The sequence below is a fragment of the Streptomyces avicenniae genome, from assembly GCF_000719135.1.
Classification (GTDB): domain Bacteria; phylum Actinomycetota; class Actinomycetes; order Streptomycetales; family Streptomycetaceae; genus Streptomyces; species Streptomyces avicenniae.
Genome location: NZ_JOEK01000006.1, coordinates 133,151 through 152,440, shown reverse-complemented (window position 1 = coordinate 152,440; position 19,290 = coordinate 133,151). Strand labels below are relative to the sequence as shown.

Here is a 19,290-nt window from a genome sequence, read left to right as displayed (position 1 = left end):
GGGGCGGGTGGGGAGGCCCCGGCGGAGAGCGACATACTGTGACCACCGTGGGAGCAAGGGAGGTGACACGTTGGCAGCGGAACCGACGGTGACGCGTCGGCTGCTCGGCCTGGAGTTGCGCGGTCGCCGGGAGGCCGCCGCACTCACGTCCGAGGCGACGGCGGAGGCCATGGGGTGGCACCCGTCGAAGATGACGCGGATCGAGGCGGGCCGCAGCGGCCTGACCGGGCAGGATGTGCGGGCGCTCCTGGACTTCTACGGGGTTCCGGAGGACGACGCGGAGACCCGCGACGCCTTGGAGGGGTTCGCCCGGCAGGGGAAGCGGCGCACGTGGTGGCGGCCGTACAGCGATGTCCTCACGCGCCAGTACACCGACCTGATCGCGTTCGAGTCGGAGGCCAGCTCGGTAAGGAGCTACCAACTTGCGCTGATCCCGGGGCTGTTGCAGACACCTGACTACGCGCGAGCCGTCACGCGGGCCCTTCAGCCAGGCAGCAGCCCCGAGGCCGTGAACGCACTCGTCGATGTGAAGCTCCAGCGGCAGAACCAAGCGCTCTCCCGCGAGGACCCGGTGACGCTCCGGGCGATCGTGGACGAGGCGGCGATCCGGCGCGCCGTCGGCGGCGGGGCCGTCATGAAGAGGCAGCTCCAGACGCTCCTGGAGATCTCCGAGCGGCCGAACATCACGGTGCAGGTGATCCCGTTCGACGCGGGCGCGCACCTGGGGATGCTGGGCGCGTTCGTGATCTACGGCTTTCCGATCCGCAGCGACCTGGACGTCGTGTACATCGAGGGGCAGGCCGGGAGCCACTACCTGGAGCGCGCCCAGGACCGGGCGATCTACGACGACCATTTCGAGCACTTGAGAGCAGACGCACTCGGGGTGCGACAATCGCGGGACCGTATCTCGCGCGTTCTTAAGGACGATAGGTGATGCAGGACTTCCCCGCCGATACCTCCCGCGCCGCCTGGCGTAAGAGCTCCTACAGCGGAGCGCAGGGCGACTGCCTGGAGACGTCCGGCGACTTCGCCGGTGTGGTCCCGGTCCGGGACGGCAAATCCCCTGACGGCCCTGTTCTCCGCTTCGCCGCGCCCGGGTGGGCGTCGTTCGTCGCCGTGGTCCGCGACGGCGGGTTCCCCGCCGACGCCTGACGGAGGGGGCCGCCGCGTCCTCGGCGGCGGCCCCCTGCCGTGCGGTCAGGCCACGCGGCCGAGCAGCGTCTCGATCTCCGCCCTCTCGGCGAAGACCGCGAACAGCGGCCTTGCCGGGCCCGGGGAGCATCTCCAGGCCCGAGCCGGTCGGCGAGCGCGGTGAGTCCGGAGGCGTCGTCTCCGGTCAGGTGTCGCGCGCCGTCGTCACTGCCGGTCGAGGGCGCCGGCGACCTGGTCCATCACGTGTTGCCAGTGCGCCCGTTGCCGTTCGCGCTCTTCAGCGCTTGCCAGGTGCTCCTGGTGGAAGCGGAGCGTCGTCCGGGCTCCGTCGGCCGTAGGGGCGAGGGCGACCTGGACCGTGGTGGTGCCGTGGGTGACGCGGATGCGGTCCATGGGGCGGTGGCTGCGCACCTCGCCCGCCACTCCTTCGGTCGTCCGGTAGGGGGCGCCGCGTTCCGGGGTGAGGACCGCGCCGGTGCCGAGCCACAGGGCGATGCCCTCGGGGCTGCTCACGAAGTCCCACACGAGAAGTGCGGGATGGGGCAGGGTGCGGGACACGCCGATCTGCCAGCCGGCGTCCTTGGTGAGTCCTCTGGGCACGACAGTCATCCTTCCTCGGAGTGGCGGGCGCGCGGCGCCCTGACCTTGTGGCGGTTGCCGCAGTGTTCCATGGAGCACCAGCCGCGGCGGCCGGGGCGTGAGATGTCAACGTGGACGAGGTGGAAGCCCCCGGCGGCCTCGACAAGCTGTTGCCCCGGCCTGCTGCCGAGGGCCGACCCCGCGGGACCGGGTCGGGGTCACAGCAATCGATCGACCAGCCCATCGACGTAGTCCGGGGCGAGCGGGACCATGCCGAACAGGACGCGGATGTACATCGGGGCCAGGATGTGGTCCAGCACGCTGAACGCGTCGGGTGGGTGTTCGCCGCGTTCGCGGGCGCGATCGAGCATGGCCTGGAGTTGCCGCATGCGTACGGCGCGGAGCTCGTCACCGGCCTGCAGGCCCTGCTGACCGCTGCTGGACAGGGCGACGGCCAGGCGCACCACCGCCAGGCCGTCGGGTCCGGTGATCTCGCGGGCCACGTTGGCCGCGTAAGTGCGCAGGTCGCCGGCCAGGCTCCCGGTGTCGGGCATCGGTGACTGCGCATTGAGACGGGTGAGCGCCACATCGGTGAGCAGTGTTTCCAGGCTGCCCCACCGGCGGTAGATGCTGCTGTCGGCCACGCCCGCACGTGCTGAGACCTCGCCGACGGTGAAGTTGCCGTAGCCGCGCTCGCTGATCAGGTCGGTAACGGCCTGGTGCACCTCCGCGCCGACGCGGGCGCTGCGCCCGCCGGGCCGCCTGGCCTGCTGTCGCTCGTTCATCCTCCCACCTTAACGCAGTCGTGGCTTGCGTTTACGAGGAGCTTCCCCTATGGTCTCCTAACGCAGTCGAGGACTGCTTTAAGGTGCTCGGGTGTATCGCCGCCCACGTTGACCGTGGCGGGGTGCACCTGACGATCGAGAGGAATCCCCATCGCCGCATCACGTGTGACCGTAGGCAGCCGATCCAACCGGGCCGTGCTGCTCACGGTGACCTGCCTGGGCCAATTCATGGTCCTGCTCGACAACACGATCGTCGGAGCGGCGCTGCCCGACATGCAGCACCGGCTGGACACGCAGCTGACCGGTCTGCAATGGATCGTCGATGCGTACGTCCTGCTGGTCGCCATGCTGCTGCTGTCCGGAGGCATCTTCGCCGACCGGTTCGGCCGCAAGCGGGTGTACCTGACCGGTGTGGCGGTGTTCACCGTCGCGTCGGTGCTGTGCAGCCTCGCGCCCTCGGTCGGCTGGCTGGTCGCCGGCCGGGCGCTTCAGGGCATCGGGGCCGCTGCGCTGAGCCCCGCCTCGCTGGCCCTGCTCGCCGCCGCCTATCCCGTGCCGCAGGAACGGGTCAAGGCAATCGGACTGTGGGCCGGATTCAGCGGAATCGGTCTGGCCGCAGGCCCCGTGGCCGGCGGCGTGCTGACAGGGGCCTACGGCTGGCCCGCCATCTTCCTGGTCAATCTGCCCATGGGCATGCTCCTTCTGCTGGTCGGCCTGCGCCACCTCGGCGAGTCCCGTAATCCGAGCGCCCCCGCCATCGACATCCCGGGCACGGTGCTGTCCGTCCTGGGGGTAGGGGCGCTGACCTACGGGCTGATCGAGGGCGGTGCGCGCGGCTGGACGTCACCGGTCGTCCTGGGCGGCTTCGCCGCCGCGGCGATTCTCCTCGCCGCCTTCGTCGCGGTCGAAGCGCGTCGCTCCGCTCCGATGCTGCCGCTGCGGCTTTTCCGTCAGCGTCTGTTCACCGTGTCCAACACCGCGATGGTCGTGGTGGGGTTCGCGCTCATGGGCTCGTCGTTCTTCTTCTCCCAGTTCTTCGTGTACGTCCAGGGCAGCTCGATCCTGCGCGCCGGTCTGCAAACCCTCCCCGTCTCCCTCGCCATGGTGATCGTCAGCCCGTTCGCGGGCCGGTTCGCCGCCCGGTACGGCTTCCGCGTCGTGGTCACCACCGGCCTGGTCCTGGCCGGAGGGGGGCTGCTGGCGCTCGGCACGGTGCACGCCGACACCGGCTACGGGAACGTGTGGTGGCGGCTGGGAATCGTCGGCGCCGGCTTCGCCCTGACCCTGTCCCCACTGACGGGAGCCGCCATCCAGTCAGTCAGCCCGCAGGAAGGCGGCCTCGCGTCAGGCATCAGCAGCACCACCCGGCAGATCGGCGCGGTGCTCGGCGTGGCGGTACTCGGAGCCGTCGTCCGCACCCGGCAATCCGGCGGCGCCTCCTTCGAGACCGGCCTCAACAGCGCCTTCCTCGCCGCCGGAGCCGTCACATCGGCCGCCGCCGTGTTCACCGGCCTGTGGCTGGCGAGGTCCCGATCCGTGGAAGATTCCTCGGCGCCGCGACGTTCCACCGGTCCGGATGCGGTCACCACCCCGAACGAGGCGTTCGCGAACAGCCGTTGACAACCGCAGCCGCCTCGGATGGCCACCGTGCCGCGCCGGGAGCGCCCACGGCCCGGCCGACGCGTGGCCGACTCGGCTCGGCCTGAAGCCCCCGGACCGGTCGCCCGGCTCTCCCCGCTCCCGTACGGCCGCATGACCCTCGCCCCTCACGCCGGGCCGCGGTTCCTCCGGACAAGGCTCGGGCACAGCGACGTCCTCCCCACCCGCCCCACAAGGGCACCCGCCCCACAAGGGCACCCGCCCCACAAGGGCTAGCCGGACCGGACGTCACCCGATCGTGCGGCAGACCCGGGTGCGGCCGTCGGGCAGTGCGGAGGCGCGGGACTTGAGCAACTGCTACGGCGCGATGCCCGACATCGTGCGGATGGCGAGGACGTCCGGCGGTGGACCAGGGAACCCCGTCCTCTGTCGGGGTCGGCGACCGGGCGTGCCGTGGCCTCCGGACTTATTTCGCTACTGCCGTTGCGTAAATGGAGGCCGTCCTCTACTGTTATTTACGAAACGGTCGTAGCGAAAAGGAGTGCGCCATGGAACCCACCCCCCGGCGGGGGCGGCCACGCAGTGAGGGGGCGGACGCGCGCATCCTCGACGCCGCCCTGGAGTTGCTGGTCGATCGCGGGTACGACCGGTTCTCGGTCGATGAGGCGGCGGGGAGGGCGGGGGTTGCCAAGACCACGCTCTACCGGCGGTGGCCCACCAGGGACCACCTGATCGTCGCCGTGGTCGCCCGGCTGCAGGACGCCGTGCCGGTCGAGTACAGCGGTGACGTCCGCGCCGACCTCACCCGCTACCTCGGCGAGATCGTCGCGGGGCTGAACCGGATGCGGCGGGCGGGCCGCCCCGCCACGTCGGGCGACGGCTCCGCCGGGCTGGTCGCGGAGGTCGTCGCCGCAGCCGCCCGGCACGCCGACGTCGGGGCCGCCGTCCAGGCGATGTTCCGCCGACGCAACGCGCTGGTGTTGCGGCTGCTCGAACAGGCCAGGGAAAGCGGTGAGTTGCGTGCCGACGTCGAGCCGGAGGCGCTGTTCGACCAGCTCGCCGGTGCCCTGTACTACCGGCTGCTGATCACCGGCGGCCCGCTCGACGCCGAGTACGTCGATCGGTTGCTCGCCGGCGCGCTGCGCGGTGCGTCGGCCTGACGCGGAGCCGACGCCGCCCTGCACACCCCGCCCTCTCATCACCGTCACCGTCACGAGACAAGGACCGGCAATGCCTGCCACCGCCATACCCATAACCGCCAAAGACGCGGGACCGCGGCCGGTTTCCCGGCTTCGGCGCCACCCCCGGCTGTACGCCGTCCTGGGGGTGCTCGTCATTCTCCTCGCCGGCTACACGACCTGGGCGAAGTTCCACGCCTTCCGGATGACCGCCTCCATCGAGATCCAGGCGAGCCCGGAGGAGGTCTGGAGAGTGCTGACGGACTTCTCCGCCTACCCCGAGTGGAACCCGTTCATGACCTCGGCGCAGGTGACCTCACCCGGTGGCCTCAAGGAGGGCGCCCGTCTGCGCATCGTCATGCACGACGCGAGCGGCGACACCACCTTCACCCCCGAGGTGCTGACCGCCGACCCCGGCCGGGAGCTGCGCTGGCTGGGGAGGATGGGCCCCGGCTGGATCGCGGACGGGGAGCACCGCTTCACGATCGAGGAGATCGCCCCGGGCCGCGTCCGGGTGACGCAGGTCGAACGTTTCACCGGCGTCGCCGTCCCCTTCGCCACGGGCATGCTGGAGCGCGACACACTCCCGCAGTTCCACGCGATGAACCAGGCGCTCGCCCAGCGGGTCGGCTCGTCCCTCACGCCGGACTGAGCCCGATGATCGGCAGCCGACCCGGCACCGCGTGCTGCGGACAGCGGGGGAGGTCAGGGCGCACGCCCCGCACTGCCGGGTCATCTTCACGATGTCGGAGATGACCCGGCTCGGCCGCGACGCCTCCGGACTCGCCGCGCTCGCCGACCGCCTCACCGCCCACGGCTCGGTCCTGGAGATGCGCCCCCGCTGTTCGCGGTCTTCGCCGAGAGGGCGAAGACCGCGAACAGCGGGGGCGCATCCGCGAGTCCACGCCGGAAGGGCTCGACACCACTGCCCCCAAGGGCGAGCCACGCGGCACCGGCCGTCACCGACGCCATGACCGGGCGCCACCGTGATCACGGGGAGCCACTCATCGCTTCGCCACCGCTTCGGGAGAACAGGGCGCAGACTGTGCGATGTGGCCTGTGTTCAGCTCGACGTGCCTGCCGGTGAAGCGGGTTCGCATGCGGCGGTCGTGGGTGACGACGACGACCGCGCCTCGGTAGTGGGCCAGGGCTCCTTCCAGTTCTTCGACCAGGGCGGGGGAGAGATGGTTGGTGGGCTCGTCCAGCAGCAACAGGTCGATGGGTTCGCTGACGAGGCGGGCCAGTTCGATCCGGCGCCTTTGTCCGTAGGACAGTTCGCGCACTTTCAGGCGCAGGTCGGCAGGGCTGAACAGGCCGAGGGACAACAGATGGTCGATGTGCTCGTCCAGTTCGCCTCCGCGGCCGTGGGCGAACGCCTGCGGGACGGTCAGGCCGGGCGGCCACGGTGTCTCCTCCTGCCTCAAGTGCCCGACCCGGCCCCGCGTGCGCACCGTCCCCTCATCGGGCCGCAACTCACCCGCCAGCACCCGCATGAGCGTCGTCTTTCCGGCTCCGTTGGGCCCGGTGACCAACAGCCGCTCCTCGCCGCCGATCCGCAGCGAAGGTATGTGCAGCCGGTCCTCGACACGGATGCCGGTGAGTTCCGCCACGGCCTGCGACGTCCGGCCGTCGGCGGTGGTCATCCGAGGGGCGAAGACCAGCGGTTCGGGCGGCGGCGCGACAGGACTGTCCGTCAGCCGTTCGACACGCTCCTTCGCATTGCGGATACGGACCATCGCCCCGTGACCACGGCCGCGGGCACGGAAGCCGCCGTGGCCGAACACGGCGAACGGCAGCTTGCGAGGCACCGCCTCCAGTCGTGCCACGTTCGTGGCGGCCAACTTCTGGTTGCGAGCCAGCTCCGCGCACCAGTCCGCGTACTCCTGCATACGCCGCCGCCGCTCGGCGGCCTTCGCGGCAAGGTAGCCGTTGTAGCCGTCGCCGTGACGAGTCACCTTGCCCTCGCGGACCTCCAGGATCGTGGTGGTGACCCGTTCCAGGAACACCCGGTCATGGGTGACCGCGAGCACCGTGCCGCGATGCGCCCGCAGGTGTGCCTCCAGCCAGCTCACCGCCTGGTCGTCCAGATCGTTGGTCGGCTCGTCCAGCAGTATCAGCTCCGGCTGCGACGCCAAGGTCGCGGCCAGCGCCAGCCGTGAACGCTCACCGCCCGACAGCGTGCCCAGGGCCCGATCCCGGGCCAGACCCGGCAGGCCGAGCCCGTGCAGGGCGATGTCCACCCGGGCGTCGGCCTCGTAGCCGGCGCGCGCCTCGTACCGGGCGACCATGCGGGCGTAGGCGTCCAGCGCGGCGGTGAGCTCCGCCCCCGCCAGGCCCGTGAGTCCGGCTTCGGCGTGGTGCATCCGCGCTTCGAGTTCACGCAGGTCGGCGAGAGCCGTGTCCACCGCGTCCTGGACGGTGGCCTCGGGGGGCAGGGCCCACGACTGGGCCAGATAGCCCGAGCCGCCTGGCGCGATCACGGTCAGGTCGCCGTTGTCGGGCCGGTCCTGCCCGGCGATCAATCGCAACAGGGTGGATTTACCGGTTCCGTTGTCGCCGATGATGCCGACCCTCTCGCCCGGCTTGACGCTGAAGGACACGTCGTCCAGCACGACGTGGTCGTCGTAGCGGCGGGTGACGTGATGAAGAGACAGTTGTGCGGTGAGCATGGAGCCCCCTGTTCTCGGCCGGGCCGATCGGCACGGATGGACAGACGCATCCGCGCACGCCGGAACCACTCCGCGCACGCCGGACAGACGGCATCACGGGAGGAACGGAAGCACGGATGAGAACGCGCGACGACGGAGCCGAGCTCAACACGGCCGCGCGGGGACTATCACAGAGAACCCATGCGCAGCACTGTAGGCGGGGGGGCCGCGGGGCTCAAGCCGTTTTCTTCGGCGAGGTGGCAGAAAGGTGCGACAGAGACGGGCGGATCCCCGCGATCCCAACAGCGGAGCGCAGGGCAACTGCCCAGAGATTTACGGCGACTTCCCCGGTGTCGCCCCAGTCCGGGGCGGCGGGTTCCCCATCGCGGCCTGAAGGGTGTTGCGGAAGGTTGTGAGGGAACAGGGCGGGGACGAGCCCTCCTGTCCGGTGAGAAGGAGGGCAACGCCGAGCACCGCAGAGTCAGGGCCCGTGTCGGGCACACCTTCGCCCGGATGAAGCACTACAAGATCCTTCGCGACTGCCGCCGCCAGCGCGGCGACGGCCTGCACCATGCGGTCCAGGCCGTCGCCCACATGACCAGAAAGACCACGAGTCCGGCCCTGACCTGTCCGAACACGACCTTCCGCAACGCCCTTCAGCGCTTCAGCAGCGTCTCGATCTCCGCCATCTGCGCCGCGGTCAGCGGGCCGAAGGCCAGCGCGCCCGCGTTCTCCTCGGCCTGCGCCACGGTCCTGATCCCGGGGATCGGCACCGTACGCGGGCTGCGGGCCCACAGCCACGCCAGCGCGCCCTGCGCCGGGGTACGGCCGCCCGACGTCAGGATGTCCCGCACCGCGTCGAACCGCGCCTGCCACTCGGGCGCGACCCGGCCGTCCGAGAAGAACGACAGCCACCCGGGCGGCACCGACCGGATGTCGCCCTTGCCGGTGACGTCGCCGCCGGTGCCGTACTTCCCGGTCAGCACGCCCATCGCGAGCGGCCCCCGGTTCACCGCCGCGATGTCCACCTCGTCGCACAGCGCCAGCATCTCCGGCGCGTCCTGGAGCACGTTGAGGTTGACCTGCACCGCCGCGCAGTGCTCGCCCTCCGCGAACAGCCGCGCGCGCTCCGGGTCGTCCGTGGACCAGCCGTACGCCCGGATCAGCCCCTCGCGCACGAACTCCTCGCACGTCTCCCGCAGCACCGCCGCCTCCTCCAGCGGGCCCGCGTTCGAGTGGAACTGGTAGAGGTCCAGATGATCGGTGCCCAGGCGCCGCAGGGTCGCGGTCAGCGCCGACCTCGCGTACTCGGGGGTGAGGCCCGGCTCCCCGAACGCCGTCTTCGTCTCCTCGTCGAAGACCGAACTCCACTTGGACGCCAGCACGACGCCGTCGCGCCGCCCGGCGACCGCCTTGCCGAGCACCCGCTCGGAGTGCCCCGCGCCATAGGTGTCCGCCGTGTCGAAGAACGTCACCCCGAGGTCGATCGCCCGGTGGATCGCCCGGACGGACTCCGCGTCATCCACCGGCCCCCAGCCCAGCGGGTTGCCTTCCGTGTCGTGCCACTCGCCGCCGATCGCCCAGCAGCCGAAGCCGAGGGCGCTGACCTCGATGCCGCTGCGGCCCAGCGCGCGGCGGGATATGCCTGTCGTACTCATGCGGGCAGTCTGCCGCTTCGAGCGCACTCGACCACAAGGCATTACCGCCCGCCGGGCCGTCCGGCGCGCCACCACCGGTGTCACGGGAGCGGTGGCTGTTCCCGCACGTCGGCCGCACCGTGGAAGGAGCGCGCCCGCCGTCGGCGCGACCCGGCGACCCGAGGAGAACAGCATCGTGACCGACCGCATCCAGACCGGCTTCGGCTTCGCCACCCGCGCGGACGAGGTGCTCGCGGGGGTGGACCTGTCCGGGCGGCGCGCCGTCGTCACCGGCGCCAACTCCGGTATCGGCGTCGAGACCGCCCGCGCCCTCGCCGGGGCGGGCGCCGAGGTGACGCTCGCCGTACGCCGCCCCGAGGCGGGCCGCCCGATCGCCGCCGACATCACCGCGACGACCGGCAACGCCCACGTCCGCGTCGAACAGCTCGACCTGGCCGACCTCGCCTCCGTCACCGCGTTCGGCGGACGCTGGTCGGGGCCGCTGCACATCCTCGTCAACAACGCGGGCATCATGGCCCTCCCCGAGCTGGAGCGCAGCCCCGAGGGCTGGGAGGCCCAGTTCGCGACCAACTTCATGGGCCACTTCGCGCTCGTCCAGGCCCTGCACGACGCGCTCGCCGCGGCCGGGGGCGCCCGCGTCGTCTGCCTCAGCTCGACCGGCCACCTGTTCTCGCCCGTCATCTTCGACGACCTGCACTACCACTTCCGGCCGTACGACCCGTGGAGCGCCTACGGCCAGTCGAAGACGGCGGACGTGCTGCTCGCCGTCGGCATCACACGCCACTGGTCGGGCGAGGGCATCCTCGCCAACGCCGCGCACCCCGGCGCCATCGCCACCAACCTCCAGAAACACACCGGCGGCCTGCGCAGCCCCGAGCAGTTCCGCAAGACCCCGCCCCAGGGCGCGGCCACCTCGGTCCTGCTCGCGGCCTCCCCGCTGCTCGACGGGATCGGCGGCCGGTACTTCGAGGACTGCAACGAGTCGCCGGTCCTGGAGCGCAGCGGCCCCATGGGCACCGGAGGCGTCGCCCCCTTCGCCCTCGACCCGGCCAACGCCGACCGCCTGTGGGACACGGCCCTGGCCCTGCTGCCCTGACCCGGCCCGACGCCGTCGGTGTCGGCGTCGCTCTCCGCCACAACTCCACGGTACGGCCGCCACGCGCCGTGTCCCCGTGCGCCGTCCGGGTGGAGCACGCCCCCGGGCGGCGGACACCGCCGGTGCGGCACGGGCCGCCCGCCGTGCCCCGCCGTGCGGATAGTGAGGGCACGGTCCGCATCCCCTGGCACGAAGGGCACACCATGGCTCGTCACCGCGCAGCGCAGATCCCCGCTCCTGGGGAGGACTTCACCCTGGCCGAGGTGGAGACCACGGAGCCGGGGCCGCTGGACGTCCGCATCGCCGTCGAGGCGTGCGGCGTCTGCGGCTCGGACGGGGCGATCATCGCAGGACAGCAGCCGGGCGTGACCTTCCCCCTGACCCCCGGCCACGAGATCGCCGGGCGCATCGACGCCCTCGGCGAGCTGGTCACCGGCTGGGACGTCGGCGACCGCGTGGCCGTCGGCTGGTACGGCGGCAGCTGCGGCCACTGCGACGCCTGCCGCTCGGGCGACGGCATCCTGTGCCCCGAGGTGCGCATCCCGAGCGTCGCCTACCCCGGCGGCTACGCCGAGTCCGTGACCGTCCCGGCCGTCGCGCTCGCCGCGATCCCCGAGGGGATGCCGGCCGCGGAGGCGGCCCCGCTCGCGTGCGCGGGCGTGACGGCGTACAACGCGCTGCGCCGCAGCAACGCCCGCCCCGACGACACGGTCGCCGTCCTCGGCCTCGGCGGCATCGGCCACCTCGGCGTCCAGTTCGCCGCCGCGATGGGTTTCGAGACGATCGCCGTCGCGCGCGGCGAGGAGAAGGGCGCGCTCGCGCGCGAACTCGGCGCGCACCACTACATCGACAGCACCCAGGAGGACATCGCCGAGGGCCTCCAGCGCCTCGGCGGCGCCCGGGTGATCCTGGCGACCGTCAACCACGCCGCCGTCATGGCCGCCGCCGTGCCGGGGCTCGGACGGCGCGGCCAGCTCATCGCCCTCGGCATCGCCCCCGAGCCGCTGGAGATCCCCGCCCTCGCGCTGTTGGAGAACAACCGGACGATCCACGCCCACGCCTCCGGCATCGCGCTCGACACGCAGGACACGCTGCGCTTCGCCCACCGCCACGGCGTGCACCCCTGGATCGAGACGCGCCCGCTGGCGGAGGCCGGGGCCGCCCTCGCGAAGATGACGGAGGGCAAGGCCCGCTTCCGCATGGTCCTCACCCCGGCCTGACCGCCCGTCCGCCTGACCGCCCGTCCGCCGGGCGCGCGTCAGCCGTCCACGGCGCCGTGCGCCAGGGCCGACGGTGTCCGGCGGCCGACGATCGCCGGTGCCTCGCGCACCAGCGCGTCGTCCGTCAGCGCGGCCACCATGAACAGCGCGAAGTCGGTGCGCCGCGTCCTGTTGCTGCGCAGCACGGGGTCGCCGACGTGCCGACTCCACACGGGCAGGCCCTGGCTCTCCCCCTCCTCCAGGGCGCTGCCCCGCACCACGGTCCAGCGCGTGTCGCTGGCGAAGATCCGGCGGCACGCCTCGACCTGGTCGCGCAGGTCGGCGAAGCGCGCCCACCTGGCGAGGACCCCGCCGACCGCCAGGGCCGCCCGGAACAGCGGGCCGTAGACGTCCTTCCCGTCACGGCTGATGTGCCAGCCGCAGGAGAACACCAGGCGCGCCCCCGGCGGGGCGAGGTCCAGGACGGCCTGCGCCGTGCCCGTCGCATACTGCCGCACCCCCCACGGCACGAGCACGGTCAGCACCCCGTCGCACCCGGCCACCGCGCGCCCGATCACCTCGCGGTCGTCCGTCGCGCCCGGCACGACCGTCATGCTCCCCTCGAAGGCGGCCAGCTTCCCGACGCTCTGCTCCCTGCACACCCCGACGACCTCGTACCCGCGCCCCAGCAGATGCCCGACCATGTACCGCCCGAGCTTCCCCGACGCGCCGACGACGCAGACCCTCGGCTTCTTCCCGACTCCCACGACGACCCCTCCCCACCGCGACCTTATGCTGTAAGGGAAGCTAGGCTTACGGCGTAAGGCCGTCAAGTGCGCATGTCGGGACCGGAAGTGAGGCGGGGGAGTTGACGTCCGAACGGCAGCCGGGCCCCCGCGGGAGGCTCGACCGTGAACAGATCCTGCGCACGGCCGTCGGCCTCGCGGACGAGTCGGGCACCGCGTCGCTCACCATGCGCGCCCTCGCCGACCGGCTCGGCGTGGAGGCCATGTCGCTCTACCACCACGTGCCGGGCAAGGAAGCCATCCTCGACGGCATGGTGGACACCGTCTTCGCCCGCATCGCGCTGCCCCCGCCCGGCCTCCCCTGGAAGACGGCCATGCGGCAGCGGGCCCACGCCGTGCGCGCCGCACTCCGCGACCACCCCTGGGCCCTCGGCCTGATGGAGTCACGCGCCGACCCGGGGCCCGCCACCCTGCGCCACCACGACGCCGTCCTCGGCTGTCTGCGCGGAGCGGGCTTCTCCCTCCCGATGGCCGCCCACGCGTTCTCCCTGCTCGACAGCTACCTGTACGGCTTCCTGCTCCAGGAGCTGAACCTCCCGTTCGACGGCGCGGGCGAACTCGACACCGTCGCCGACGGCATCCTGCGGGACATGCCCGCGGGCGCCTACCCCCACCTCACCGAGCTGATCACCGGGCACGCCCTGCTCCCCGGCTACGCCTACGCCGACGAGTTCGCCTTCGGCCTCGACCTCATCCTCGACGCCCTCGAACGCGCCGTGGACGCCGAACAGGTCTGAGAACGGGGGCGGGGGACGGGGCACGGGCGCGCCCCCCGCCGTCCGCTCAGGCGAGCGAGAGGATCGCCCAGGCGAAGCCGTCCGCGCGGATGCCGCGCCCGTCCACCGTGACCCCCGAGCCCTCCACCAGGGACGCAGAGGCCAGCGCAGGGCGCGGCAGGGCGAGCGACGCGGCGTCGCGGCGCGGGTTCACGACCACCAGGTAACGGTCCCCGCGCACGTACACCAGCGGGTAGCCGGTGTGCAGCACCTCGACCGACCCGCCGCCGCCCAGCTCGGGCGTCGCGCCCCGCAGCGCGACCAGCCGCCGCACCAGGTGCAGCAACGACCCCTCGTCCGCCCGCTGCGCCGCCACCGTGGGCCGTCCTGGGTCGGGGTCGATCGGCAGGTAGAGCCGGTCGGCAGGGGCGGTGGAGAAGCCCGCGTTCGCCGAGTCGTCCCACTGCATCGGGGTGCGCGACCCCGCCCGGTTGTAGCCCGGCTCCAGCTCGCTCCCCTCGTGGTCGGGCAGCCCCGGCACGAACCGCATCCCGATCTCGTCGCCGTAGTAGATCGCGGGCAGCGTCGGCCAGGTGAGCTGGAACGCGAACGCGGCGGGCAGCTGCTCGGCCGTGCGCGGCCCGCAGCAGAGCCGGGAGAAGTCGTGGTTGGCGCTCGGCAGCGCGCTGAACCCGCGGTCGCCGATCACCGCGGCGACGGACTGCCAGGCCGTCACGAACGGTTCGGCCGAGCCGCCGCCGTCCGCGTCGAAGTACGCCTGCCGCGGCTCCCACAGGCTGTCCACCGTGCCGGTCCCGTTGTTCCACAGCGAGCGCAGCGGCAGCCCGTTCGCGGGGCCGCCGAACTGGAGGAAGAAGTCCGCGTGGAAGCCCGCGGGCACCGAGACGGCCGGGTCGCCCCACTCGGCCAGCAGCGCGGCCTCCGGGTGCGCCTCGTCCAGCCAGGCGCGCAGCTCCGTCCACAGCTTGCCGGTCTCGACCAGGTCGGGGTCGTCCTTGACCAGCGAGTGCGCCATGTCCACGCGGAAACCGGCCAGGCCGAGGCGCAGCCAGTGGTCCATGATCTCGCGCAGCGCGGCGCGGTTGGCGAGCGGACCGGGCGCGTCCACCGGCTGCCGCCAGGGCTCGGCCGGATCGGTGCGCGCGTAACCGAAGTTCAGTGCGGGCTGGCTGTCGAAGAAGTTCGGCAGGTAGCTGCCGGGCCGGGTGCCGGGGGAGGCGACGAACCGCGGCGGCTGCCCGTCCGCCCAGATGTAGCGGCCGTCCGACGGGTCGTCCCGCGCCGCGCGGAACCACGGGTGGTCGTCCGAGGTGTGCCCGGCGACCAGGTCGAGCAGCACCCGGATGCCCCGCTCCCGCGCCGCCGCGACCAGCGCGGCCAGGTCGTCCTCCGTGCCGTACCGGGGCGCCACCGACAGGTAGTCCGCCACGTCGTAGCCCGCGTCGCGGAACGGGGAGGTGAAACAGGGGTTGAGCCAGACGGCCGTGACGCCGAGCCAGGCCAGATGGTCCAGGCGCGCCGTGATCCCGGCGAAGTCGCCGACGCCGTCACCGTTCGAGTCGGCGAAGCTCTGCGGATAGATCTGGTACAGAACGGCGTCGGCCAGCCAGGACGGGGTGCTGCGCAGGGGCGGCATGGCGTTCCTCTCTCGTGCGGGTGCGGGTCAGCCCTTCACGGCGCCCGCGGTCAGCCCGGAGACCACGGCGCGGCGGAACACGAGGACGAGCAGGGCGATCGGCAGCACCGAGACCGTCGCCGCGGCGAAGATCGTCCCGTACGGCACGGTGAACTGGCTGCCGAACAGCGCCAGCCCCACCGGCATCGTCCGGTAGCTGTCGGCGGTGTTGAGCGTCAGCGCGATCAGGAACTCGGTCCAGCAGGCGGTGAAGGTGAAGATGGCCGCGGTGAAGACGCCGGGCGCGGCCTGCGGCAGGATCACGGAGAGCACGGTGCGCAGGGGCGAGGCGCCGTCCACCCATGCGACCTCCTCCATCTCCTTCGGGATCCCCAGGAAGAAGTTCCGCAGGATCCACACGGCGAACGGTACGTTGAGCGCCGCGTAGACGAGGACGAGGCCCTGGTAACTGTTGAGCCAGCCCAGCTCGCGCATCAGCAGGAACAGCGGCGCGGCCAGCGCGATCGTCGGGAACAGCGAGATCATCAGCAGCGAGATCATCACCGGCGCCTTGCCGCGCAGCGGCAGCCTGGCCAGGGCGTACCCGGCGAAGGTGCTCAGCCCGAGGACGAGGATCGTCGCCGTGATCGAGACGATCGCCGAGTTGAGCAGGTAGGTGCCGAAGTTGTTCGTGACGAACGCGTCCCGGTAGTTGGACCAGGTGCCGCTGTCGGGCCAGACCGTCGGCGGGTTGGCGCCGATCTCGTTCTGCGGCTTGAAGGAGCTGGCCGCCATCCAGTACAGCGGCGCGGCGACGAACGCGGCGATCAGCAGCGCGGCGGCGTGGACCCACGTGAACCGCACCTTGAGGCGTGGCACCGGCGTCATGACTGGGGTCCCTTCTGGTCGGATCGGCGGGCGGACGGCGGCGGGGCGCTCACGCGGTGGTCTCCTCGTCGCCCACGCGGGCGCGGAACGCCCGCAGGAAGACCAGGCAGCCCACCAGCACCAGCGCCGCCGTGCTGGCCGCGACCGCCGCCCCCGGGCCGAAGTCCAGGTTGGTGAACATGACCTGCCAGCCCAGCAGCGCCAGGGACTCCGTCGCGTCGCCAGGGCCGCCGCCCGTGAGGACGAACGGCAGGTCGAAGATGCCGAACGCCTGGAGGATGCGGAACAGGACGGCGATCGTCAGCGCGGGCCGCAGCAGCGGGAGCCGCACCCGCCAGAACGCCGTCCACGAGCCCGCGCCGTCCACGCGGGCCGCCTCCACGACGTCCGTCGGCAGCATCATCAGCCCGGCCAGCACGATGATGGCGACGAACGGCGTCGTCTTCCACACGTCCGCGACGGCCATGGACAGGATCGCCGGGCCCGGCGTGCCGAGGAACTGGCGCGGCTCGCCCGTCAGCCCGTTCGACAGGGCCGTGAGCACGCCGTAGATGCCGTTGTACATGTACGCCCACAGCTGCGCCGAGACGACCGTGATCATCGCCCACGGCAGCAGCAGCAGCGCCATCATCCAGCCACGGCTGCCGGACAGGCGCTCCAGGACCAGCGCGATCATCGTGCCGAGCACCAGCTCGGCGACGACGGTGCCCACCGTGTACAGCACGGTGAACACCAGCGCGTGCTGCCAGCGCGCCGAGCCCAGCAGCAGCGAGTAGTTGTCGGTCGTGACGCCGGAGAGCTGGAAGCCCCCGGAGGAGACCGTCACGTTGCTCAGGCTCATCGCGACCGAGAAGGCGATCGGGAAGAGCGTGACCGCCAGGACGACGACCAGCGCGGGCGCCGTGAAGATCCAGCCCATCCGGGCGAACCGGCGTTCGAGCGCCGAGTTGTGCCGCCCGGCGCGCGGTTTCCTGCGGCCCTGGCCGCCGGGCGGCGCGGCCTTCAGCGTCGTGCTGCCCGTCGTGCTGCCGCCCGTGGTCACACGGCGCGGTACGTACGCGGTGCTGCCCGCGTCCTCCTCCGGTGGACCACCGGCCGGGGGCGTGCCCTCGGGGACGTCGTCGCTCACGGGGTCTCCTCGTGTCCGGGGCGCCGCCCGCGGGCGTCCGCCCGGCCGGTGGTCTTCACAGCGCCCGGCCGTTGAGTGCTCGTCTGATCTCGTCCGACGCCGCCTCCAGGGCGTCCCGCGGGGTGACGGAGCCGGCCAGGGCGCCGTTGAGGTTGGTGTAGACGCCGTGGCTGACCTGGGGGTAGCGCGGCGTGTCGGACGGGCGCGAGACCACCGGGACGTCGGCCGCGGCGGCGAGCGCCGGGTTGTCCTTCTGGAGGTCCTCGTCGTGCAGCACCTCCTTGAGCACCGGGAGCACGGCGTTCTCGGCGAGCATGCGCTGCGCCTCAGGACCCGTCATCCACTCGATGAAGGCCAGGGACGCGCCGACCGCGTCGCTGTGCGGGTTCACCATCAGGTTCCAGCCGCCGGACGCCGAGGGGCCTGGCCCCTCCTCGCCCTCGAACGCGGGCAGCGGCGACATCCCGACCTTGCCGACGACGTGCGACGTCTCCGGGTTGTTGGACTCGCCCCAGCCGTGCGCCCAGTTCCGGTGGAAGGCGGCGTCGCCCTCGATGAAGGTCTGGAGGGACTGCGGCTCCTGGAAGCTGGTGGTCGCCGAGGGCGCCACACCGTCCTCGATCATGCCGCGCATGAAGCCGAGGACGCGCGCGTTCGCGTCCGAGTCGATCTCGGGCCGCTCGCCGTCCGCCGACACCGTCCTGCCCCCGGCGGCGGCGGACATCTCCGTCCAGTTGACGGTGAGGCCCTCGTAGTTCGCCCACTGGCCGACGTAGCCGTAGCGCACGTCGCCGGCGTCCTGGAGCTTCGCCGCCGTCTCGGCGACCTCCTCCCAGGTCTTCGGCACGGGGAGGTCGTGCTTCTCCAGCAGGTCCTTGCGGTAGTAGAGGAACCCGGCGTCGCCGTACAGGGGCGCCGCGAGGTGTTCGCCGTCGAACTCGGCGGTGCGGGAGCGTTCCTCGGGGAAGCGGTCCCAGAAGTCGTCGGGGAGGTGCGCGTCCAGCGGCATCGCCAGGGAGGCGTCGCCGAACTGCGCGGGCCACACGAGGTCGCCGCTGTAGACGTCGATGGCGTTCGAGCCGCCCGAGATCTCGGTGGTCAGCGTCGCCCGCATGGTGTCGGTGTTGTTGGGCGCGGGCTGGTAGGTCACCGAGATGCCGGGGTGCTTCGCCTCGAACGCGTCGATGAGCTTCTGCGGAAACCCCTCAGGGCCGAAGTTGATGGCGTACCAGGTGAGGGAACCTTTCGCCGGACCGACCGCCCGGGGCTCGACCGCTGCCGAACCGCCACCCGAGCCGCCGCAGGCCGTTGCCAGCAGGACCGTGATGACGCAGAACACTGAGGTGCGTGCGCTGCGGATGGACGTGCCCAGGACGTGCTCCTCGGGGGTGCGGCGCGGAAGTGGACCTCAGCCTCCCGCGCCCGCACAGCTCACCCAAGGGGAAAACGCGCTTATCGTGAAAAGTCACCGGAAAGCAGGTCTTCAAAGAGCGCCGTGTTCAAATCGAAGGCACGCTTGCACTCGTCGGCTATCCGCAGCCGCTCGGGGCCGTCCGCCGGGATCGCGTCCAGCCGGTCGCGGTAGTCCCGCTTGAAGGCCGCCGGGTTCGCGATGTCCTCGAAGACGTAGAAACGCACCCCGTCGCCCTTGCGCTCGAAGCCCCACAGCTTCTCGGCCGTGCTCCTGATGACCTGGCCGCCCGAGAGGTCGCCGAGGTAGCGCGTGTAGTGGTGCGCGACGTAGCCGCCGGGCCAGTCGCGCGCGACCTCCATGACGCGCGCCGCGTAGCGCTCGGTCGCGGGCAGCGGGCGCAGCGAGGTGCGCCAGTCGGCGCCGCCGTGCAGATGGTCCAGGTCACGGCCGAGCGCGCCGGAGCGGAACAGCTCCCGCCGGATGAACGGCCCCGCCACCGGGTCACCGGCCAGCCGGTCCGCCGCGCCCTCAAGCGCCCGGTACACGAACCACAGCTGCTCGGTGTAGCGGCGGAACGCCGCGACGCCCAGCTCGCCGCCGAGCAGCCGGCTCATGAAGGCGGAGGACTCCGCCTGCGTGTGCTGGGCCTGGGAGGTCTCCCGGATCTGGACGGAGAACGGGACGGCGGTGGGCGCGGGCGCGGCGGGGAGTGCGGACACGTGGACCTCCGGAAGAGACAACCGGGCGGAAACGCGACACGTCGCCGCGCCCCGCCATGGTGTCTACTTAGGCTTACCTAAGTCAAGG

At 72.1% G+C, this 19,290-nt stretch carries 19 protein-coding genes and 1 pseudogene; 9 read left to right on the top strand and 11 right to left on the bottom strand.

What is annotated here, in order from left to right; genetic code table 11:
• Window positions 1–70: 70 nt before the first annotated feature.
• On the top strand, window positions 71–934 hold the full coding sequence (locus IF27_RS12055) for a helix-turn-helix domain-containing protein (RefSeq protein ID WP_110945792.1): 864 nt from the start codon (window positions 71–73) through the stop codon (window positions 932–934).
• Complete coding sequence (locus IF27_RS12050) at window positions 934–1,152, top strand: DUF397 domain-containing protein (protein ID WP_052849587.1); 219 nt, start codon at window positions 934–936, stop codon at window positions 1,150–1,152. The genes IF27_RS12055 and IF27_RS12050 overlap by 1 nt, the downstream gene beginning before the upstream one ends.
• A 204-nt stretch (window positions 1,153–1,356) precedes the next feature.
• Here IF27_RS12050 and IF27_RS12045 read toward each other — a convergent pair whose 3' ends face one another.
• The 3 genes from IF27_RS12045 to IF27_RS12040 all read right to left on the bottom strand — a co-directional run bounded on the left by IF27_RS12045 (window position 1,357) and on the right by IF27_RS12040 (window position 2,516).
• Window positions 1,357–1,752: an SRPBCC family protein gene (locus tag IF27_RS12045; protein ID WP_052849482.1), complete on the bottom strand. Its 396-nt coding sequence runs from the start codon at window positions 1,750–1,752 to the stop codon at window positions 1,357–1,359.
• Between the two features lie 5 nt (window positions 1,753–1,757).
• On the bottom strand, window positions 1,758–1,856 hold the full coding sequence (locus IF27_RS30170) for a CGNR zinc finger domain-containing protein (RefSeq protein ID WP_420822004.1): 99 nt from the start codon (window positions 1,854–1,856) through the stop codon (window positions 1,758–1,760).
• 93 nt (window positions 1,857–1,949) lie between these two features.
• On the bottom strand, window positions 1,950–2,516 hold the full coding sequence (locus tag IF27_RS12040; protein WP_052849481.1) for a TetR/AcrR family transcriptional regulator: 567 nt from the start codon (window positions 2,514–2,516) through the stop codon (window positions 1,950–1,952).
• A gap of 150 nt (window positions 2,517–2,666) precedes the next feature.
• Between IF27_RS12040 and IF27_RS12035 the strand changes: the two genes are divergently transcribed.
• From IF27_RS12035 to IF27_RS12025, 3 genes are all read left to right on the top strand, one after another.
• Window positions 2,667–4,136, top strand: coding sequence for an MFS transporter (locus tag IF27_RS12035; RefSeq protein WP_052849480.1), 1,470 nt, complete (start codon window positions 2,667–2,669; stop codon window positions 4,134–4,136).
• A gap of 527 nt (window positions 4,137–4,663) precedes the next feature.
• Window positions 4,664–5,275 (top strand): TetR/AcrR family transcriptional regulator, encoded by a 612-nt coding sequence (locus IF27_RS12030; protein ID WP_052849479.1) that lies wholly within the window; start codon window positions 4,664–4,666, stop codon window positions 5,273–5,275.
• A 166-nt stretch (window positions 5,276–5,441) separates the two neighbouring features.
• The gene (locus IF27_RS12025; protein ID WP_223291021.1) at window positions 5,442–5,945 is read left to right on the top strand and encodes an SRPBCC domain-containing protein; all 504 of its coding nucleotides are present in this window, start codon (window positions 5,442–5,444) and stop codon (window positions 5,943–5,945) included.
• Window positions 5,946–6,297: 352 nt separating this feature from the next.
• On the opposite strand, the gene IF27_RS12020 is transcribed toward IF27_RS12025, so the two are convergent.
• On the bottom strand, window positions 6,298–7,962 hold the full coding sequence (locus IF27_RS12020) for a TlrC/CarA/OleB/SrmB family ABC-F type ribosomal protection protein (RefSeq protein WP_052849478.1): 1,665 nt from the start codon (window positions 7,960–7,962) through the stop codon (window positions 6,298–6,300).
• A 408-nt stretch (window positions 7,963–8,370) separates the two neighbouring features.
• Between IF27_RS12020 and IF27_RS31555 the strand changes: the two are divergent.
• Window positions 8,371–8,538: pseudogene (locus IF27_RS31555) on the top strand (IS5/IS1182 family transposase); the annotation flags it as partial.
• 59 nt (window positions 8,539–8,597) lie between these two features.
• Here IF27_RS31555 and IF27_RS12015 read toward each other — a convergent pair.
• On the bottom strand, window positions 8,598–9,599 hold the full coding sequence (locus tag IF27_RS12015; protein ID WP_052849477.1) for an aldo/keto reductase: 1,002 nt from the start codon (window positions 9,597–9,599) through the stop codon (window positions 8,598–8,600).
• A gap of 175 nt (window positions 9,600–9,774) precedes the next feature.
• Here IF27_RS12015 and IF27_RS12010 point away from each other — a divergent pair, with 175 nt between their 5' ends.
• Together IF27_RS12010 and IF27_RS12005 are read left to right on the top strand one after the other, a co-directional pair.
• A complete protein-coding gene (locus IF27_RS12010; RefSeq protein ID WP_052849476.1) occupies window positions 9,775–10,695 on the top strand; it encodes an SDR family NAD(P)-dependent oxidoreductase in 921 nt (306 codons plus the stop codon).
• Between the two features lie 203 nt (window positions 10,696–10,898).
• Window positions 10,899–11,915, top strand: coding sequence for an alcohol dehydrogenase catalytic domain-containing protein (locus IF27_RS12005; RefSeq protein ID WP_052849475.1), 1,017 nt, complete (start codon window positions 10,899–10,901; stop codon window positions 11,913–11,915).
• A gap of 38 nt (window positions 11,916–11,953) precedes the next feature.
• Here the strand turns inward: IF27_RS12005 and IF27_RS12000 are convergent, their stop codons facing one another.
• Entirely contained in the window at window positions 11,954–12,661 is a 708-nt protein-coding gene (locus IF27_RS12000) for an NAD(P)-dependent oxidoreductase (RefSeq protein ID WP_052849474.1), read from the bottom strand.
• A 101-nt stretch (window positions 12,662–12,762) separates the two neighbouring features.
• Between IF27_RS12000 and IF27_RS11995 the strand changes: the two genes are divergently transcribed.
• A complete protein-coding gene (locus IF27_RS11995) occupies window positions 12,763–13,437 on the top strand; it encodes a TetR/AcrR family transcriptional regulator (protein ID WP_052849473.1) in 675 nt (224 codons plus the stop codon).
• 46 nt (window positions 13,438–13,483) lie between these two features.
• Here the strand turns inward: IF27_RS11995 and IF27_RS11990 are convergent, their stop codons facing one another.
• The 5 genes from IF27_RS11990 to IF27_RS11970 all read right to left on the bottom strand — a co-directional run bounded on the left by IF27_RS11990 (window position 13,484) and on the right by IF27_RS11970 (window position 19,202).
• Window positions 13,484–15,073 carry an alpha-amylase family glycosyl hydrolase gene (locus IF27_RS11990; protein WP_052849472.1) on the bottom strand — a complete coding sequence of 530 codons (1,590 nt, stop codon included), beginning with the start codon at window positions 15,071–15,073 and terminating at the stop codon, window positions 13,484–13,486.
• 27 nt (window positions 15,074–15,100) lie between these two features.
• Window positions 15,101–15,940 carry a carbohydrate ABC transporter permease gene (locus IF27_RS11985; RefSeq protein ID WP_052849471.1) on the bottom strand — a complete coding sequence of 280 codons (840 nt, stop codon included), beginning with the start codon at window positions 15,938–15,940 and terminating at the stop codon, window positions 15,101–15,103.
• Between the two features lie 49 nt (window positions 15,941–15,989).
• Window positions 15,990–17,069, bottom strand: coding sequence for a carbohydrate ABC transporter permease (locus IF27_RS11980; RefSeq protein WP_223291020.1), 1,080 nt, complete (start codon window positions 17,067–17,069; stop codon window positions 15,990–15,992).
• Window positions 17,070–17,124: 55 nt separating this feature from the next.
• Entirely contained in the window at window positions 17,125–18,408 is a 1,284-nt protein-coding gene (locus tag IF27_RS11975) for an ABC transporter substrate-binding protein (RefSeq protein ID WP_052849470.1), read from the bottom strand.
• A gap of 113 nt (window positions 18,409–18,521) precedes the next feature.
• The gene (locus IF27_RS11970; RefSeq protein ID WP_052849469.1) at window positions 18,522–19,202 is read right to left on the bottom strand and encodes a biliverdin-producing heme oxygenase; all 681 of its coding nucleotides are present in this window, start codon (window positions 19,200–19,202) and stop codon (window positions 18,522–18,524) included.
• Window positions 19,203–19,290 lie beyond the last annotated feature (88 nt).

What these genes read in the sequence shown, in the direction of transcription:
- IF27_RS12050 (WP_052849587.1), top strand. Translation starts at nt 934, where the DNA reads ATGCAGGACTTCCCCGCCGATACCTCCCGCGCCGCCTGGCGTAAGAGC.
- IF27_RS12040 (WP_052849481.1), bottom strand. Translation starts at nt 2,516, where the DNA reads ATGAACGAGCGACAGCAGGCCAGGCGGCCCGGCGGGCGCAGCGCCCGC.
- IF27_RS12030 (WP_052849479.1), top strand. Translation starts at nt 4,664, where the DNA reads ATGGAACCCACCCCCCGGCGGGGGCGGCCACGCAGTGAGGGGGCGGAC.
- IF27_RS12020 (WP_052849478.1), bottom strand. Translation starts at nt 7,962, where the DNA reads ATGCTCACCGCACAACTGTCTCTTCATCACGTCACCCGCCGCTACGAC.
- IF27_RS12015 (WP_052849477.1), bottom strand. Translation starts at nt 9,599, where the DNA reads ATGAGTACGACAGGCATATCCCGCCGCGCGCTGGGCCGCAGCGGCATC.
- IF27_RS12005 (WP_052849475.1), top strand. Translation starts at nt 10,899, where the DNA reads ATGGCTCGTCACCGCGCAGCGCAGATCCCCGCTCCTGGGGAGGACTTC.
- IF27_RS11990 (WP_052849472.1), bottom strand. Translation starts at nt 15,073, where the DNA reads ATGCCGCCCCTGCGCAGCACCCCGTCCTGGCTGGCCGACGCCGTTCTG.
- IF27_RS11985 (WP_052849471.1), bottom strand. Translation starts at nt 15,940, where the DNA reads ATGACGCCGGTGCCACGCCTCAAGGTGCGGTTCACGTGGGTCCACGCC.